Annotated in this window: 13 protein-coding genes; 1 reads left to right on the forward strand and 12 read right to left on the reverse strand. The window is 64.3% G+C overall.

Translation table 11 applies throughout. The features are described 5' to 3' along the window. The 8 genes from QA635_RS28505 to QA635_RS28540 all read right to left on the reverse strand — a co-directional run bounded on the left by QA635_RS28505 (nt 1) and on the right by QA635_RS28540 (nt 8,953). Entirely contained in the window at nt 1–1,701 is a 1,701-nt protein-coding gene (locus tag QA635_RS28505; protein ID WP_283062792.1) for an acyl-CoA dehydrogenase family protein, read from the reverse strand. Further along, the gene (locus QA635_RS28510) at nt 1,698–2,342 is read right to left on the reverse strand and encodes a TetR/AcrR family transcriptional regulator (RefSeq protein WP_283062793.1); all 645 of its coding nucleotides are present in this window, start codon (nt 2,340–2,342) and stop codon (nt 1,698–1,700) included. Before QA635_RS28510 ends, QA635_RS28505 begins: the two co-directional genes overlap by 4 nt. A 337-nt stretch (nt 2,343–2,679) precedes the next feature. After that, nucleotides 2,680–3,438 carry a phosphorylase gene (locus QA635_RS28515; RefSeq protein ID WP_076833044.1) on the reverse strand — a complete coding sequence of 253 codons (759 nt, stop codon included), beginning with the start codon at nt 3,436–3,438 and terminating at the stop codon, nt 2,680–2,682. After that, nucleotides 3,435–5,396, reverse strand: coding sequence for a squalene--hopene cyclase (gene shc / locus QA635_RS28520; protein ID WP_283062795.1), 1,962 nt, complete (start codon nt 5,394–5,396; stop codon nt 3,435–3,437). The genes QA635_RS28515 and shc overlap by 4 nt, the downstream gene beginning before the upstream one ends. Before the next feature lie 164 nt (nt 5,397–5,560). Beyond that, nucleotides 5,561–6,811, reverse strand: coding sequence for a hydroxysqualene dehydroxylase HpnE (gene hpnE / locus QA635_RS28525; protein ID WP_283062797.1), 1,251 nt, complete (start codon nt 6,809–6,811; stop codon nt 5,561–5,563). Then, a complete protein-coding gene (gene hpnD / locus QA635_RS28530) occupies nt 6,811–7,647 on the reverse strand; it encodes a presqualene diphosphate synthase HpnD (RefSeq protein WP_050387137.1) in 837 nt (278 codons plus the stop codon). The genes hpnE and hpnD overlap by 1 nt, the downstream gene beginning before the upstream one ends. Continuing rightward, a complete protein-coding gene (hpnC, locus tag QA635_RS28535) occupies nt 7,644–8,522 on the reverse strand; it encodes a squalene synthase HpnC (protein WP_283062800.1) in 879 nt (292 codons plus the stop codon). The genes hpnD and hpnC overlap by 4 nt, the downstream gene beginning before the upstream one ends. 194 nt (nt 8,523–8,716) lie before the next feature. Next, nucleotides 8,717–8,953 carry a hypothetical protein gene (locus QA635_RS28540; RefSeq protein ID WP_092083335.1) on the reverse strand — a complete coding sequence of 79 codons (237 nt, stop codon included), beginning with the start codon at nt 8,951–8,953 and terminating at the stop codon, nt 8,717–8,719. Between the two features lie 405 nt (nt 8,954–9,358). Between QA635_RS28540 and QA635_RS28545 the strand changes: the two genes are divergently transcribed. Then, nucleotides 9,359–9,862, forward strand: a complete 504-nt coding sequence (locus QA635_RS28545; protein WP_028331723.1) for a hypothetical protein — start codon at nt 9,359–9,361, stop codon at nt 9,860–9,862. A 95-nt stretch (nt 9,863–9,957) separates the two neighbouring features. Here QA635_RS28545 and QA635_RS28550 read toward each other — a convergent pair whose 3' ends face one another. The 4 genes from QA635_RS28550 to QA635_RS28565 all read right to left on the reverse strand — a co-directional run bounded on the left by QA635_RS28550 (nt 9,958) and on the right by QA635_RS28565 (nt 16,437). Then, nucleotides 9,958–12,342, reverse strand: coding sequence for an efflux RND transporter permease subunit (locus QA635_RS28550; protein ID WP_225641687.1), 2,385 nt, complete (start codon nt 12,340–12,342; stop codon nt 9,958–9,960). A 197-nt stretch (nt 12,343–12,539) separates the two neighbouring features. After that, nucleotides 12,540–13,334 (reverse strand): ethanolamine ammonia-lyase subunit EutC, encoded by a 795-nt coding sequence (eutC, locus tag QA635_RS28555; RefSeq protein ID WP_283062803.1) that lies wholly within the window; start codon nt 13,332–13,334, stop codon nt 12,540–12,542. Nucleotides 13,335–13,338: 4 nt separating this feature from the next. Next, entirely contained in the window at nt 13,339–14,925 is a 1,587-nt protein-coding gene (locus tag QA635_RS28560; protein WP_283062805.1) for a B12-binding domain-containing radical SAM protein, read from the reverse strand. 129 nt (nt 14,926–15,054) lie between these two features. Continuing rightward, on the reverse strand, nt 15,055–16,437 hold the full coding sequence (locus tag QA635_RS28565; protein ID WP_283062807.1) for an ethanolamine ammonia-lyase subunit EutB: 1,383 nt from the start codon (nt 16,435–16,437) through the stop codon (nt 15,055–15,057). Nucleotides 16,438–16,535 lie beyond the last annotated feature (98 nt).

A 16,535-nucleotide genomic window follows, 5' to 3' on the forward strand; every position in this document is an offset into this window, starting at 1 on the left:
TTACTGGGGCCCTTGGTGTCGGATGACGGATGCGCGCTCGACGATACGGCTGAGGCTTTCCGTCGATGGAAGCCCGCCGAATACCTGCATCCCGTCCGCGCCAAGCCTGGATTTCACGAACAGATCAGCGGCAGCGGCGTCGCCACGCCTCAGCATCTCGGCAGCCTGCAGCGCATGTGCCATGCGGGTGACGAGCGCTCTCGCGTGCCCGTCGTCCGGGTATCGAGCACGCAAGCGATCGGCGAGATCGTCCGTGCTTCGGTCATAGATCGGATTGAGGCCCCTGCTCGCACGCAACTCGTCGATGAATGCGTCCCGGCAATTCGCATCGCGTTGCATGGCGCGCAAAACGTCCATGCACATCATGTTCGAGGTGCCTTCCCAGATCGAATTCAGCGGCGCCTCGCGATAGAGCCGGGCCATCGGATTCTCCATAATGAAGCCGTTGCCGCCATGCACCTGCAGGCATTCATAGGTGAAGGCCGGCGCGCGCTGGCAATTCCAAAACTTCATCACCGGTGTCGCGACCCGTGCCAGCAATCGCTCGTGTTCGCTTGTCTGCAGGCCGTCGGTCGCACGCGCGATCCGAAACGCGCCGAGCATCGCCGCCTCGCTCTCGAGCGCGAGGTCGGCGAGCACGTTGCGCTGCATCGGAAGCTCGGACATTGGCTTGCCGAACGCCGTTCGCGTTTGCGCGTGGTTGAGGGCGAGGCTCAGCGCCTGGCGCATCAGCCCGGCGGAGCCGACCGCGAAATCCAGCCGCGTCAGATGGGCATGCGAGAGGATTTCCGCGATGCCGCGGCCCTCTTCGCCAACCAGGATCGACCACGTATCGTGGTACTCGATCTCGCTCGACGCGTTCGATCGGTTGCCGCACTTGTCCTTCAGACGCTGAATGTGGATGCGGTTGGCACTGCCGTCCGGCAGCAGGCGCGGCACGAACAGGCAACTGACGCCGGACTGGGTGCGCGCCAGCGTGTAGAATCCGTCGGCCACCGGCACCGAGAAGAACCATTTGTGGCCGGTGATCGCATAGATCTCGCCATGCGCGCCGCGCTCGACGAAGCGCGCGGTGGTCTGGGTCTCGCGCAGATCGGAGCCGCCCTGCTTTTCGGTCATGGCGTAACCGATGACCGCGGCGCGCTTGGCCTCGATCGGAAGCCGCCGCGGATCGTAGTCCGCCGCCAGCGTTCGCTCCCGCCACAAATTGAATTGCGGCTTGCCGGAGAACCCGGCGATCGCGGCGTACGCCATCCCGGTGGGGCAACCGACGCCGTTCTCGATCTGGTTCCAGAGATAGCTCAGCGCCGCACGCGCCAGATGGCCGTGTGGTTCGCGCGTCGACCAGGCGAGGCTATGCACCTCGCTCCGGAACGCCAGCGCCATCAATTGATGCCAGGCCGGATGATATTCGACCCAATCATTGCGGTTGCCATACCGGTCATGGGTCAAGAGCTTCGGTTCATGCTCGTTGGCCAACCGTGCCGCCTCCTGCACGGATTCGCTGCCGGCATGGGCGCCGAGCGCGGACAGCTTGTCTTTCGCCCACGGCGCGATCGTTGTGATCAAGCCACTCAGCGCGCGGTCGTCGTCGAATGCATTGAAGCCGAGCGCCGGCAGCGCCTGATTGCGCACTTCATGGGTTTCAAACGGAGCGGCTTTCGCTTCAGCGACAGCAACCGGCTGGACGCGCGCGTTCATGCGGAGACTCGCGATACAGGGGTGAGTTCAGGCGTGGCGTGGCGAAACAGCATGCGCGCGGAAAGCCCTGCGATCGACTGTGCGATCGCCTTCGCCGCGTCGGAATCAGGGGCCGCTTCGGGCGCGAGGGGACCTACCAGCGCTTCCATGAAGGCGCCGGTCACGCAGGATGCCGCGACGTTCGCGTCGATCTCGACGAACTCACCGCCGGCGATGCCGCGCCGGACGAGCCTTGCGATCTGATCGGCCAGGGCCGCCCGGTATTTCAGGCGCGCCGCGTCGATCTCGGGTTCACAGGGTTCGGCGATCAACGCGTAGGCCAGGCGGCGGCCGCGCATCGCCCGGACCGAGAAGGTGTAGATCGCATCCACCAGACATTGGGACGCCGAGCCTTCCGCCTCGACGATCGCGGCGACGACGGCCACCTCGCGCTCGGACACCAGGGCGAGCACCTGCGCGTACAGGTCCGCCTTGGAGTCGAAGTAGCGATACACGCTGCCCGTCGCCACGCCGGCCCGTGAGGCGATCAGGGCGATCTGGGCGTCCTTCCAGCCACTCAGCGCCACGGCCTCCCTGGCGGCATTCAGGATGCGTGCCTTGGTCTCGACCAGTTGGTTGAGGCGAACCGCCGCGATTGCCATCGTGAACCTTAATTCATGAATAAAGGATCATAGTTCATTCTCGGATGGATAGCCGTCGCTGTCAAGTATCGACCCTACGGCCGCAGGCCGTTCCTGGGTGCCGGCCCGCTGCCAGCGGTCGTCAGAGGCTGGCGACGCATAGGCGCGAGAAACAGGGATACGGGGGGTCTCACCGCACAGCCGACGCGCAAGTCCCCGCTGACCGCGCGGAACCGGAACAGCGTGGCATCGAGCGAAACCTTTGGGCATCAAAGCAAAAGGCCCGATCGCGATGCGACCGGGCCTGTGAGTTGAGCTTGATGCGGTGAGAAACCCGGTCCCTGCCCGGCGCAGCGGATCAGGCCGCTTTCGCCGTGATCAGAACGTCTTCCACCGGCATCAACACCTCGTTGCCGAGCAGGAAGCCGCGGCAGCTGCGCAGCGAGCGCAGCGCGCGGTTGAAGTCAATTCCAGTCGACACCAGCGCGCGCAGCGTCCGTGGATTGCGGGCGATGCCGCGCAGCACCTTGCGCAGGTCGATGTCGCCGTTCGGCTTCACCGCGGATTTCGCAAGTTCCGGTAGCGCCCGGTGCGCGGGATCGCTGATTACGCGCAATGCGGCAAACGGAATGCGGGCCTTGGCGGCATAGGCCGCCGCGATATGGCTCTCCATATCGACTGCGGCTGCGCCCGTCATCGAGCGCAGAGCGGCCTTGCAGGCCTTTGCCGCGATCACCTCTTCCACGCCGGCGAGACTGCCGCGGACGATCCTGCGGCGCTTCAGCGCGGCGCTGGCGATCATCTCTTCGTTCAGCGCGGATGCGGCCAGGAAACGGGTATCGCCCGACATCACCTCGGTCGCGACCACGACGTCGCCCGATTTGAGCGACGGATCGAGCCCGCCGGCCACGCCGAACGAAATCACGCCACGGAAGGTGCTCGGATCCAGCGTCGCCAGCAACTCACGCAGCTGCTGCGGATCGCTCGAACTGCAGATTACGATCATGCCGGGGCCTGCCGCGATGCGAGCCTCCTGCACCAATCCAGTCACAATCAATACCGGCCGAGGATCAATTCTACTGCCCACGGTCTCGGCGGCCCCCGCCTCAACAATCACATCCCGACCCCTACCACCCTGCTATTGGTGCTTCTCAAATTTCGATACCGCGCCAGCGCCCAGAGCGGAAAGAACTTCGAGTAGCCATGATATCGCAAGTAAAATACCCGCGGAAACCCCGTAGCTGTGTATCGCTGCTCGTCCCACAGCCCTTTTTCCGTCTGTGTTGCCTTTAGGTACTCCACCCCGCGCGCAACAGCGGGATTTTCGACCTCTCCGGCCGCCATCAATCCAAGCAAAGCCCATGCCGTTTGCGAGGAGGTCGAAGGCGCAACTTCATAACCCTTGTAATCCAGCCGGTAACTGACGGCGTCCTCGCCCCAGCCGCCGTCCTGATTCTGGACTGACGCCAGCCAGTCGACCGCCTTCCGAATCATCGGGTCGTTGCGATCGACCCCTGCGACATTTAGCGCCGAGAGCACCGACCAGGTGCCGTAGATGTAATTCAGGCCCCAGCGGCCGTACCAGGAGCCCTCGGCAAGCTGGGTGCGGCGCAAATAAGCGACGCCGTCGGCCATCGCCTTGTTGCTCTCGACGGTCTCGCCGAGCTGGCCCAGCATCGAGATGCAGCGCGCGGTGACATCCTCGGTCGGTGGATCGAGCAATGCGCCGTGATCGGAGAACGGGATGTTGTTGAGGTAATATTCGAGGTTGTTGACGTCGAACGCGGCCCAGCCGCCGTCGCGGCTCTGCAGCCCCTCGATCCACTCGCGGCCGCGCGCGATGGACTCATCATATTCCCTGGTTCCGGTATGACGCCGCACGCGATCCATCGCCATCACGACCACCGCGGTGTCGTCGAGATCGGGATAATGATCGTTGTTGTACTGGAACGCCCAGCCGCCCGGGCGGACGTCCGGCGCCTTGACCGCCCAATCGCCCTTCAGCTCCAGCACCTGGCGCGGCTTCAGCCAGTCGAGGCCCTGCCTGGCCTTGGCCAGGGTGTCGTCGCCGCCCGCTTCCTGCAGCGCATGACAGGCCAGCGCGGTGTCCCACACCGGCGAGACGCAGGGCTGGCAATAGGCCTCGTGCTCGCCGATCACAAGCAGCTTGTCGATGCCGCGGCGGGTGATGGCGCGCGGCGGGAAATTCTCGTCCTTGCCGAGCGCCTCGTACATCATGACGATGTTGGCCATCGGCGGATAAATCGCGCCCATGCCGTCTTCGCCGTTCAGCCGCTCTTCGGTGAAGGCGAGCGCGGCATCGATCGCGCGCTGGCGCAGGCCCTTCGGAAACATCGGCTCGATTACCCGCAGCACGGCGTCGAGCGAGCGGAACAGATAGAACCAGCTCGCGCTCTGATGCGGTGCCTTCGGCGCCATGCGGACCGATTTCGGATCCTCCAGGAACAGTTCGTCGATGCCGACGCCCTTCGGATTCTTCGCACGCGGCTTCAGCGCGGCAAGCACCATCAGCGGCACCATGGTGGTGCGCGCCCAGTAGGAGATCTTGTTGATGTGGAACGGCGACCACATCGGCAGCAGCATGATCTCGATCGGCAGCACCGGCGTCGCGCGCCAGCTCACGACGCCATAGAGCGCGAGCAGGAATCGCGTGAACACGTTGCTGCCGGAAGCGCCGCCGCGCGAACGGATCGCCTCGCGCGCCCGCACCATGTGCGGCGCGTCGACGGAATCACCGATCATCTTCAGCGCGAAGTACGACTTCACGCTGGCGCTCATGTCGAACGGGCCGTCATGCACCAGCGGCCAGCCGCCATGGGCGCCCTGGACGCGGCGCAGATAGTTGCCGATCTTGGCCTCGAGCCCGGCATCGATCGGCTCGGCCAGGTAGTGACGCAGCAGGACATATTCGGCCGGAATGGTGCTGTCGGCCTCGAGCTCGAACACCCAATGTCCGTCGGACTGGCGATAGCCGAGCAGCGCTTCGGCTGCCTTGGAGATGCTCTTCTCCAGCGCGACCGGGTCGACTGCAACGCTGTGATCTCTCGCAAGCATTTCGCTCGATATCCTCTTCATCGCGGCCCGGCTGATCGAAAGCCGCGGCCGCTCCAGAGCATGATCCGATTGCATCGGATCACGCTCTTGTCCTTTTGTTCAGTCGCGTTTGCTTAACGCGAACCGGTAGCCACTTCGCTCGAAAACGCGCCAACAGGTCGAATCTAACGTCTGGCCAGAACCAGATCTGCGGCGCGATCACCGGATCGCACCGATCCCTCGATGGTTGCCGGCAACCCGGTAGCAGTCCAGTCGCCGGCAAGGAACAGGTTTTTTTGCGCCGTCGCGGGCCCCGGACGCAGGGCATTCTGTTCCGGCGTCGCCTCAAATGTGGCACGGCGCTCACGCACGATCTGCCAGGGCGGCAGGTCGCCGGAAACCCCCGAGGCCTCGCAGATGTCCTGCCAGATCGCCAGCGCGAGCTCCTCGCGCGGCATGTCGACCAGGCGGTCGCCGTTGCTGATCGTCACCGACAGCCGTTGCGGGAACGCGAACAGCCACTCCACAAGGCCGCCGACCACGCCGAGAATGGGCGCGGCGTCGCGCGGCGGATCGACGCGGAAATGCGCATTCACGATGGCGCGGAATTTGGTCGGGGTTTTCACGCCGGGCAGCAGCGCGGCCGCGGCGCGCGGCGGCACCGCGAGCACGACGGCGTCGTCGGCTCCCAGCGCGACCTTGTCGCCATTGCCAAAATCGAGCTCACTGATGCGATCACCCGACATGCCGAGCGCACGCAATTCGTGACTGAACTGAACGCTGTGGCCCCTCTCCTGCAGCAGCTTCACGGCCGGCTCGATCAGGACCGAGCTCAGGCCGTCGCGCGCGATCAGCGGACGGCAGGCCTGCCCGCCAGCGAGCAGCGTCTCGCGCACAATGGCGCCGGCGAGCCCGGCCGAGCCCTCCGGCGGATCGACGTTCAATGCGGCTAACAGCAGCGGCTGCACTAGGCGGTCATACAGCGTGCCCTTGCAGGGAATGGTGTTGCCGACCAGCGCGCCGGTGCCGGCCCAGGCCAGCGGTGCCAAGGCGAGATAGTCGCGCAGGGTCGTATCCGGGACGCGGCGCGCCTCGTCGAACACCCACAGCGGCAGGCGGGAATCGCCGAGGTCGAGTTGCCAGCGCCGGCCGCTGGCAAGATCGACGAACGGAAACTGCGCGCGCGCGGGTCCGACGAGGCCGGCCTCGGTGCCGATCGAGCGCGCGTAGCTCAGCGCATGGCGATTGCCCGACAGCAACAGATGGTTGCCATTGTCGATGGTGAGATTGGTGGCGGCGTCGAAATAGGAGCGGCAGCGGCCGCCGGCCTGCTGCGTCGCCTCATGGACAAACACCTTGTAGCCGCCATTGGCGAGGCGCACGGCCGCGGAGAGGCCGGAAATGCCGGCGCCGATGATATGAACGGTCTTTTGCATCAGATGATCGCGTAACGAAGAAGGATGCCGATCTTGGCGGCCTTGGACACACGTACCGGCGCGCGCGGCGCGGTGAAGCCGCGCGCGATCAGAAGATCGAGGATCGCGCGGTAGTATTTCGACATGATCCGCGGCGCGCGCACGGCGCGGCGCGAATTGCGCTTCATGATCTCGTCGGATTTCTGGAAATGCATCTTGGCCCGCTCGGCCAGCGGCGCGCACACCTTCGGCAGCGCGCGGTCGGCGGTGACGCGGGCCGGATCGTTATTGGTGATGCCGGCGTGCCAGAGCCATTCGCGCGGCAGATAGAGCCGGCCGAGGCCGGCATCCTCGTCGATGTCGCGCAGGATGTTGGTGAGCTGCAGCGCGCGGCCGAGGTGATAGGCGAGCTGGATGCCGTCGTCCTCGGGCAGGCCGAACACGCGCACCGACAGCCGTCCGACCGCGCTCGCGACGCGATCGCAATACAAATCGAGCGTCGCGAGATCCGGCGCGCGGATGTCCTGCGGCACGTCCATCTCCATGCCGTCGACGATCGCGACAAAATCCTCGCGCTTCAGGCCGAAGGTCTTCACCGAGGCGACATAGTCCTTCAGCCGCTCCGGCGGATGCCCCGCATAGAGCGCGTCGATATCGTCGCGCCACTGTTGCAGCGCGGCCAGCCGCTGCGGCCGCGGGCCATCGGAATCGGCAATGTCGTCGACCTGCCGGCAGAAGCTGTAGATCTGGAACATCGCCTCGCGCTGCGCGCGCGGCAGAATGCGCATCGCGGCGTAGAACGAGCTGCCCGACGCGGTGCTTCCGTAATTTGCGTTGGCCGCCGCCTCCACGCTCATGCGCCAGCCGCCGATTTGGAGACCGCACGCCGTCCGGTCGCACGCCGCGCCGTCTCGCCGGCGACGCCGCCAAGGCTCTGCAGCAGCAGTTCGAGCGGGCTCAGATGCACGCGCTCGCTGAGCGGATCGCGCACCTTCAGCATGTTGACGATCTTGTCGGCGAACGCCTGGATCACGGAGATCTCGAGCCCCAGCCTGAAATCCTTCACCTCGGCGGCGAGCGACTTGCTCTGGTCGAGCAGCGCCTCGGTGCGCACCGCGAGCGCCTGCAGGCATTTGAGCAGGGCCGGCTGCGATTTGGCCTCGCCGAGCATCTCGACGGTCGCGCCCGCGGCGGCCAGGGCATCGCGCGGCAGGTAGACACGGTTCAGGTTGCGGTAGTCCTTGCCGCAGTCCTGCAGATGATTGTTGATCTGCAGCCCGGCGCAGAGCGCGTCCGACGCCGCCCACGTCGAGGTATCCTCGCCGTGCACGTCGAGCATGAACCGCCCGACCGGCATCGCCGAGTACCGGCAATAATCGATCACGTCGTCCCAGTTCTCGTAACGCAGCTTGGTGACGTCGAGGCGGAACGCCACCAGCACGTCGAGCGCGTGCCGCGGCGGCATGCCGCGCTCGGCGAAGGCGCGGCGCAGATTGACCGCTTCCTTCTGGGTGTCGCCATTGCCAAGCAGCTCGGCCTCCATGAGGTCGAGGTAGCGCAGCTTCTCCTCGGCGGGCAGCGTGGCGTGATCGGCGATATCGTCGGCGGTGCGGACGAAATTATAGAAGGCCAGGATCAGGGCACGATGCCGCGGATGAATGATCCACGACGCGACCGGGAAATTCTCGTCGCGGTGGGTCTTTCCGGATCGCAGGTCGCTCGCGGTGGTCATGGGAAATTTGGGCTACACTGGTCATGGCACGACGCAGGCGCGAAAGGTCAGCGCATGCGGGGGATTTGCGAGCCCCATATAGGGGAATACGCCACCAAAACCAATGCTGTCCGTGATCGCCAGCATACGAAGCCCGTGGCCGGCACACATGCCGAGCACGGGCCTTGCGGCGATCCATGGGGCCCGAACCGGCCTTACTGGCCGTGGGTCTTCAGCACCTGGTCGCAGGCGGTGCTGATCTTGCTACGGTTCTGCTGCAGGCAGGCGAGAATGGTGAAATCGCCCTGATCGATCACGGCGCGGCAGTGACGCTGCACGTCGCGCGTGCAGGCCTTCTGCTCATCGGGTGTCCCGCGCGTCTGCTGCTGGGCGAAGGCGCTGGACGAGAGCGGGATCGACAACAGGGCAAGAGCCAAGAGAAATTTACGCATCGTATTCCTTCATTTCCGACAGCAGAAAATCTGTTCCCGAAAAGCGCTTCGGCATGGCCGGGACGGATTTTGGGGATTTGCAGACGCCACGTAACGCGGCAACGGATTGACGACAAGCACCGCTAAATGCGGCTAAATTTGCGGCGCTGTAAACCCCCACATAAGTTATTGATTCGCAATGACGATTCGTGCCATCACTTTGTCGCGTTCGGCTATTGCGGATAGCAGTTGCGCAAAGCTACATGCCATCACGAAGCCGACGGTTTCTGATTCTGTTCGATGACAATATGGGCGCCGCGCGCTGTTCTGTCGTTTGAACCTAACATTCTTCGGTGACACTAAACCTTCGATGCGGCGAGACGCTTTCTTGCGTAGGAAGCGTTGATTTTGATGGGAAAATTCACAATGAAACGGTTTGGTTCCAGCCTTTATGGTCAGGCTCTCAGGGCTGTGGGCGTCGGCGCCGCACTGATGCTCTCTGCCTCCGCCGTCCACGCCCAGGCCAGCGGGCCGTTTGCCGGTTTTGCCGGCTCGTGGACCGGAACGGGCACGGTGGCGCTGTCGAACGGCACGACCGAACGGATTCGTTGCAAGGCGGATTACAAGGTCGCGCCCTCGGGCATGAGCCTGAAACAGTCCCTGCATTGCGCCAGCGACAGCTACAAGTTCGACCTCTCCAGCGACGTCACCAGCCAGGGCGACCGGATCTCCGGTAACTGGAGCGAGGCGAGCCGCAACATCTTCGGCAATCTGCAGGGCACCGCGGGCGGCGGGCGGATCGACGTGTTCGTCGAGGCGTCCGGCTTTGCCGCCAACCTGAACCTGCAGACCAACGGCTCCAAGCAGGTCGTGCAGATCGACTCCAAGGGTGAGATCCGCGGCGTCTCGATCACGATGACGAAGAGCTGACGCTCCCGGCCGATTGCGCCCGCAAGACACAAAGGCCCGGTTCCGAACGCTTCGGAACCGGGCCTTTTTGCTGCAGTTTTTTGCTTGCTCGTCGATCAGGCCTTTTCGATCGGCGCGGGCTGGCCGCCCCTGCCGCGGAGCTTTTGCGACAGGTTGATCAGGAACATCGAGGTCGGCCGCAGGATGAAGAGGTCCGCGACCAGGGCTGCGACCATCGAGAACGCACTGAGCCAGCCGAACAGGCGCAGCGACGGCAGGTCGGAGAACACGGTGACGACGAGACCGCAGGCCAGCACCACCGTGGTTAGGATCAGCGCAGGGCCGACCAGGACGGTGGCGCGCTCCACCGCAAGTTCCGGCGTGACACCCGGCTTGGTCTCGAGCCGCAGGCGATTGAGGAAGTGGATGGTGGCGCTGAGGCCGAGGCCGAACGACACCGTCAAAGCCACCACGCTGGCGAATTGCAGCCCCTCCCCGAGCAGCCACAGCACCGTGCCCGACAGCACCACCGGGAAGATGCCCGGCAGGATGCAGGAGAACATCACCACGATCGAGCGGAATGCGAGCCCGATGAAGATCGCGACTAGCAGGAATTCGATGGTGAGGCCGTGGTTGAGCTTCTCGATCATGCTGGCGCTGTTGCGTGCGGCAATCACCGACAGACCCGTGACCGCGATCTCGTAGCCGGGATGCTCGGCGCGCACCTTGTCCAGCGAATGATCGAGTTTGTTCACCACCGGAAGCAACTGGCTCGAGTCCACATCCGGGACGCGGCCCGACACCACGACAGCATCCTGATTCTTGTCGATGAACCGGCGCACCAGGTGTTCGGGGATCAGGTCGACATATTCCTTCAGCGTCGCGACATCATTGCTGCCGGCCTTTTCGGCGAGCCAGCGCCGCAAGGTCTCCAGCGACCAGACGTTGCCGACGCCGGCAGAGTCCTCGACCATTGCATGGACATCGGCAATCGTCTTCAAGGTCTCCGGCGAGTACAGCGATTGCCCCTTGGGGAATTCGATCAGCACATCGACCGGATTGGCGCCGGTCAGCTTGGCGTCGAGCCGGCTCGAGGCCGCCACCGCCTGCCGCTTGTCCGGCACCTGATCGGCGAGCCGGTAGCGCGGCTCGAGATTGGCGTAGATGATGCCGAGGCCGCCGACCACGATCAGCGCAAGCAGGCTGAACAGCCCGGGACGGCCGACCATGCGCACCGCGATCCAGTAGCAGAAATTGCGCAGCGCCTGTACGCCGGCATCCGCGCTCTGGAACTTGACCGCAAAGATCTTCTCGTTGCGCACGAACAGGACGCCGAACACCGGCACCAGCGACAGCACCGCGATCAGCGCGATGATGGTCGCCGCAAGCCCGGCCTCGCCGAACTTGCGGATCAGATCGGAATCCGAAAACTGCAGCGCGATGAAGGAAATTCCGGCCGTGCCGTGCGTCAGCACGCAGGCCGGTCCGACCACCAGCACCGCATTCTTGAACGCGGTGAACTTGTCCTGCCCGGCGATCAGCCGGTCCCGCGCCGCGAATGTCAGCTGCATCGAGTCGGAGAAGCTGATCACCATGATGAGCGGCGTCATCACGTTGAGGAACATGTTGAGATTGAAATTGGCCCAGCCGAGGCCGCCGAGCGCGAGCAGGATCGCGATCATCGGCGGGAACGCCGCCGCCACCATGAAGGATATCTTCCGGAAGAAGATGATGGCGATGATGCAGCCGGCGAGGATGCCGAGGATGTTGTAGGTCAGGCCGTCGCGCTCGACCGCGTTGCGGATCTCGAGCTGCATGACCGGCACGCCGGACAGCTGGGCATTGAGCCCGCTGCCGCCGAGATCGTCGGCCATGATCTTCCTGATGTCGCCGACCACCTTGCTGAGCTTGTTGCTGCCGACCACTTCGGGCTCGAGCGACAGCACGATCAGCGCGAGCGTGCCGTCCTCCGACAAGAGCTTGCCGCGGATGATCTCGTTGCTTTTGACGGTCTCGACGAACTTGTCGTAGGCCGCGCCCTCGGGCAGCTCGTTCGGGAACAACGCCGCCGGCAGCTTGCCTCGCTCCGGCGCCTGGCGCGCGGAGAACAGCGACACCAGGCCGCGCACGCCCTCGACGAGTTGCAGATCGGTGACCATGTCGCGCAGCTTGCCGAGATTGTCGCGCTCGAGCAGCGTCTTGCCTTCGACCACGACGAGCACGTCGAACTCGGTCGCCGGGAAGCGCTTGGTCACCGCCTCATACTGCTTGTAGTCCTTGGAGTCGGAGCGGAACAGCTGCGACAGCGAGTCGTCGATCTTGATCCGTTGCACGCCGAACACCGCGCCGATCAGCAACAGAACGAGGACGATGCAGGACAGGATCGGCGCCCGCATCGGGATCAGGCCGAGACGCTCGATCCCGAACGCGATGCTGAGGCCCGACCGCGGCTCTTCGATCTTCTCGACGTGGACCTGACTTTCGGAATTCTTTTCGAGCATGCCCTGTCCAGTTCTGAAAACGGCTCAATCTGTCTAGCTTGGGTCTAGGGGCGCGAATGAGGCGGGTGAGCGCAACTGATCGGCGCTAGTCCTTGAAAACACGCGAATATTGACCGGCGCCGGTTTTACCTGTCTGCCCCTTTGCTCGCAAGCGCGAGGGGCTGACCAAATCGACAGGGAACCGCCGATCCCCGCCATTAAGTATCTGATTTGTCACACCCTGGTAGCGCATTCCTCGACGATCCACCGCCGCTTTCATCTTTCAAGGCGACCCCTGTGATCTGGCGTGCCAAGCCCTCGCGCACAAGCCACGAAATCCTGAATGCGGCCTCCGCATAGCTCAGCCCGGCATGGTGGATGTTGGAGATGCAGTTGCGGTCGGCGTCGGTGAGACCGATTCGCGGCGCGAAGGTGAGATAGGCGCCAAGGCTGTCGGGTGCGGACAGGCCCGGCCGTTCGCCGATCAACATCACCAGCATGCGCGCGCCGATGATGGCGCCGATCTCGTCACCGAGCGCGACCCGCGCGCCGGACGCTGCGATCACCGCGCCGGCGTCGATGTTGTCGGCCGCAAGGCGGGGCACGAGATGCCGGATCAATTCGACGGCATGCACATTGACCGCCGTCGGCGACAGGCCGTCACCGATCACGATGGCGCAGGGGCAGGCGGTGATGCCGTAGGTCTCGAGCGACCGCCGCGACGCAGAATCCAGCATGCGCCCGAGATCGGGCCGCCGCAGATAGTCGCGCCGGCTGTGCGCCTGGCTCGACACCTCAAGCGGCGTGATGCCGAGGCCGGCAAGACCGGCCGCGATCCCGCTGACATCGAAGGCGGCGTGGACAGCGTCGCGGGCGCGGGCATGGTCGAGCGTGAACGACAGCAGCGCATCGGTCGGCAGGCTGGCCCCGGACCGGCCAAGGCCTACGCGCGCCGGCGTAAGCTCGCGCAGATCGGCAAGCGAAGGGGACAAGGGCGCCGGCGGTGTCGTCATGCTGTTATTCGGCGGGGACGGAAGCCTCGCGCAGCCGGATCGAGTAGTTCGAGGCGTTCTGCCGGCCGCTGGAGGCTGCACGCGCAAAGGTGATCAAATGATGGGCAACCAGTGTCGCCGAGATCAACCCCTCGATGTCGCCGCGCTTGAGCCGGCCGAGCGCAAACTTCCAGAACACGCGCTTGTAGTCGCCGAGCACGCCGACCTTCCAGAAGATGTTGCGGAGCATGATCAGGCCGCGCCGGATGTTGGCCCAGCTCTTCATCTCCGGGCTAACCGGCACCTTGATGCGATTGGCATAGGTGTAGTTGCATTGATGCAAATAGCGCGCGAACAGCCTCTTCGGCTCGTAGGCAACTTCCATGCATTTGCGCCAGGAACTGACCACGTCCTCATAGGGCAGCAGGAACTCGACATTGGAGTCGCGGCCCTCGTCATCGATCAGCCGCCCGGCTTTTTCGAGCCGATCCCACAATGGCGTCTTCGGCAGCGCCTGCAGCAGGTTGATGGTGAGCAGCGGAATCCGCGACTCCTCGACGAAGGAGAGCAACGCGTCGCCGGTCTGGGGCTTGTCGGTATCGAGCCCCATGATGATGCCGGAGACGACCTCCATGCCGAACGAATTGATGGTGCGCACACCCTCGAGGATCGGAACCATCATGTTCTGATCCTTGTGCATGGCCTTCAGCGCGTCGGGATCGGGCGTCTCGATGCCGACGAAGATCGTCACGAAGTAGGCTTCGCGCATCTTCTCCAGGATCTCTGGGCGCTTGGCGATGTTGAGCGTCGCCTCGCAGGCGAGGCGCGTGACATATCCGGTGCGCTTCTGCCACTCGATCAGGTGCGGCAACAGCTCGCTCGCCGCCTTGCGGTTGCCGATGAAATTGTCGTCGACGAAATACACGGTATCGGTGGCACCGCATGCGCGCAGCTTGTCGAGCTCGGCGATGATCTGCTGCGGCGACTTCAGGCGCGGATTGCGGCCATAGAGCCCGGGGATGTCGCAGAACTCGCACTGATAGGGGCAGCCCGAGGAGAACTGGATGCTGCCGAGGAAATACTTCTTGGTTTCGGCGAGCTCATAGGCCGGCAGCGGGAAATCCGTCATTGGCAGACGGTCGATGGTCTTAAGCACCACCTGCTCGTCGGGACGGCTGGTATCATCAGCCAGACGCTTGATCAGCTCATTGGTCGCATCGCCGAGCTCGCCGACGTGGAGGTAGTCGAATGAGGGATAGTAGTCCGGGCAAGCACTGACCGACGGGCCGCCGATCGCGACCACCAGGTCATGGTCGTGCGCGCGATGGCAGATGTCGTTCATCTGCTGGCGCTGGATGTGCATACCGCTGACGAACACGGCATCCGCCCACGCGAAATCCTCCGCCGTCGCCGGACGCAGATTCTCGTCGACGAAACGGACCGGCCAGTTCTCGGGAAGGTATGCGGCGATCAGCAGCAGGCCCTGCGGCGGCATGAACGCCTTGACGCCGTCAGTGAGGGGGTAGGCGTGCTCGAAGGTCCCAAACGACGACGTATAGCGCGGAAAAACGCAGAGGATACGTCGTACTGTCTCTATGCCCTCAGCTCTCATCAAACGACCCCGAAGCACCGGCAAATCTAACCACGGCGCGGAACGCTGGGCCAGAAATTCTTCAACATTGTGGCACTACTTAACGTCATAACGACGAGATAGTTGCTCTGCAGAATTTCGCTATCCCCCTCAGGTCAACAGCCTGGCAGCGAGGTCGGGCAGCCGCTCCGCATCGGCCATGAGGCGGAAGTCCTGCCCGGCCAGGCCGACGCGCGCGAGCCAGTCGTCGAATTCGGGAGCCCTCTTCAGGCCGAACAGGTCGCGGACATAGAGCGCATCGTGAAACGATGTCGACTGATAGTTCAGCATGACGTCATCCGCGCCCGGCACGCCCATGATGAAGTTCACGCCGGCGGCCGCGAGCAGCGTCAGGAGATTGTCCATGTCGTCCTGATCCGCCTCGGCGTGGTTGGTGTAGCAGACGTCGATCCCGAGCGGCAGGCCGAGCAGCTTGCCGCAGAAGTGGTCCTCGAGCCCGGCGCGGATGATTTCCTTGCCGTCATAGAGGTACTCAGGACCGATGAAGCCGACCACGCTGTTGACGAGCAGTGGATCGAACGCGCGCGCCACCGCATAGGCCCGCGCCTCGCACGTCTGCTGGTCGACCTGGTGATGGGCATTGGCGGACAGCGCCGAGCCCTGCCCGGTCTCGAAATACATCACATTGTCACCGACCGTGCCGCGGCGCAGCGACAGCCCCGCTTCCCGGGCTTCCCGCAGCAGCGAGAGGTCGACGCCGAAACTGCGATTGGCCGCCTCGGTGCCGGCGATCGACTGGAACACGAGATCGACCGGCAGCCCCTGCCCGATCAGTCCGAGCGTGGTCGTGACATGGGTCAGCACGCAGCCCTGCGTCGGAATCTCGAATCGCGTGATGATGTCGTCCAGGAGCCGCAGCAGCGTGCCGATGACGTTCGGGTCGTCGCTCGCCGGATTGATGCCGATGCAGGCATCGCCCGCTCCCAGCAGCAACCCGTCGAGAATCGAGGCGGTGATGCCCTTGGGATCGTCGAAAGGATGGTTCGGCTGCAGCCGCGTGCTCATTCGCCCGCGCAAACCGATGGTGTTGCGGAAGCGGGTCGTGACCTCGCATTTCTTCGCGACCAGGATCAGATCCTGGTTGCGCATCAGCTTCGACACCGCCGCAACCATCTCTGGCGTGATGCCGCGCGAGATCTTCTTGATCGCTTCCCCGCTGGCGGCATCCGACAGCAGCCAATCGCGGAATCCGCCGACGGTGAGCGACGACACCGGCAGAAAGCCGGCAACGTCGTGGCTGTCGAGGATCAGGCGGGTGACTTCGTCATCCTCATACGGGATGACAGGCTCATCGAGGAATTGCTTGAGCGGAACGTTGGCCAGCGCAAGCCGCGCGGCGATCATCTCCTCCGCGCTGTCGGCCGCGATGCCGGCCAGGCGGTCGCCTGAACGCGGCGGCGAGGCCTTGGCAAGCAGGATGCGCAGATCGTCGAATGCGTAATTGGTGGCGTCGATGGTGTGACGATAGAGCATGGGAGGTTCGTCGCGGGCTGGGGCAGCACAACCTAGCACCTCTTTGCGAAAGGCGTGCCAGCGGTTTCGCCCCGCGTGCCGGCGCCGTTGGCGGTGAC

Source organism: Bradyrhizobium brasilense (assembly GCF_029714345.1).
Taxonomy (GTDB): Bacteria; Pseudomonadota; Alphaproteobacteria; order Rhizobiales; family Xanthobacteraceae; genus Bradyrhizobium; species Bradyrhizobium australafricanum.

What these genes read in the sequence shown, in the direction of transcription:
- QA635_RS28505 (WP_283062792.1), bottom strand. Translation starts at nt 1,701, where the DNA reads ATGAACGCGCGCGTCCAGCCGGTTGCTGTCGCTGAAGCGAAAGCCGCT.
- QA635_RS28510 (WP_283062793.1), bottom strand. Translation starts at nt 2,342, where the DNA reads ATGGCAATCGCGGCGGTTCGCCTCAACCAACTGGTCGAGACCAAGGCA.
- shc (WP_283062795.1), bottom strand. Translation starts at nt 5,396, where the DNA reads ATGCTTGCGAGAGATCACAGCGTTGCAGTCGACCCGGTCGCGCTGGAG.
- hpnE (WP_283062797.1), bottom strand. Translation starts at nt 6,811, where the DNA reads ATGCAAAAGACCGTTCATATCATCGGCGCCGGCATTTCCGGCCTCTCC.
- hpnD (WP_050387137.1), bottom strand. Translation starts at nt 7,647, where the DNA reads ATGAGCGTGGAGGCGGCGGCCAACGCAAATTACGGAAGCACCGCGTCG.
- hpnC (WP_283062800.1), bottom strand. Translation starts at nt 8,522, where the DNA reads ATGACCACCGCGAGCGACCTGCGATCCGGAAAGACCCACCGCGACGAG.
- QA635_RS28540 (WP_092083335.1), bottom strand. Translation starts at nt 8,953, where the DNA reads ATGCGTAAATTTCTCTTGGCTCTTGCCCTGTTGTCGATCCCGCTCTCG.
- QA635_RS28545 (WP_028331723.1), top strand. Translation starts at nt 9,359, where the DNA reads ATGAAACGGTTTGGTTCCAGCCTTTATGGTCAGGCTCTCAGGGCTGTG.
- QA635_RS28550 (WP_225641687.1), bottom strand. Translation starts at nt 12,342, where the DNA reads ATGCTCGAAAAGAATTCCGAAAGTCAGGTCCACGTCGAGAAGATCGAA.
- eutC (WP_283062803.1), bottom strand. Translation starts at nt 13,334, where the DNA reads ATGACGACACCGCCGGCGCCCTTGTCCCCTTCGCTTGCCGATCTGCGC.
- QA635_RS28560 (WP_283062805.1), bottom strand. Translation starts at nt 14,925, where the DNA reads ATGAGAGCTGAGGGCATAGAGACAGTACGACGTATCCTCTGCGTTTTT.
- QA635_RS28565 (WP_283062807.1), bottom strand. Translation starts at nt 16,437, where the DNA reads ATGCTCTATCGTCACACCATCGACGCCACCAATTACGCATTCGACGAT.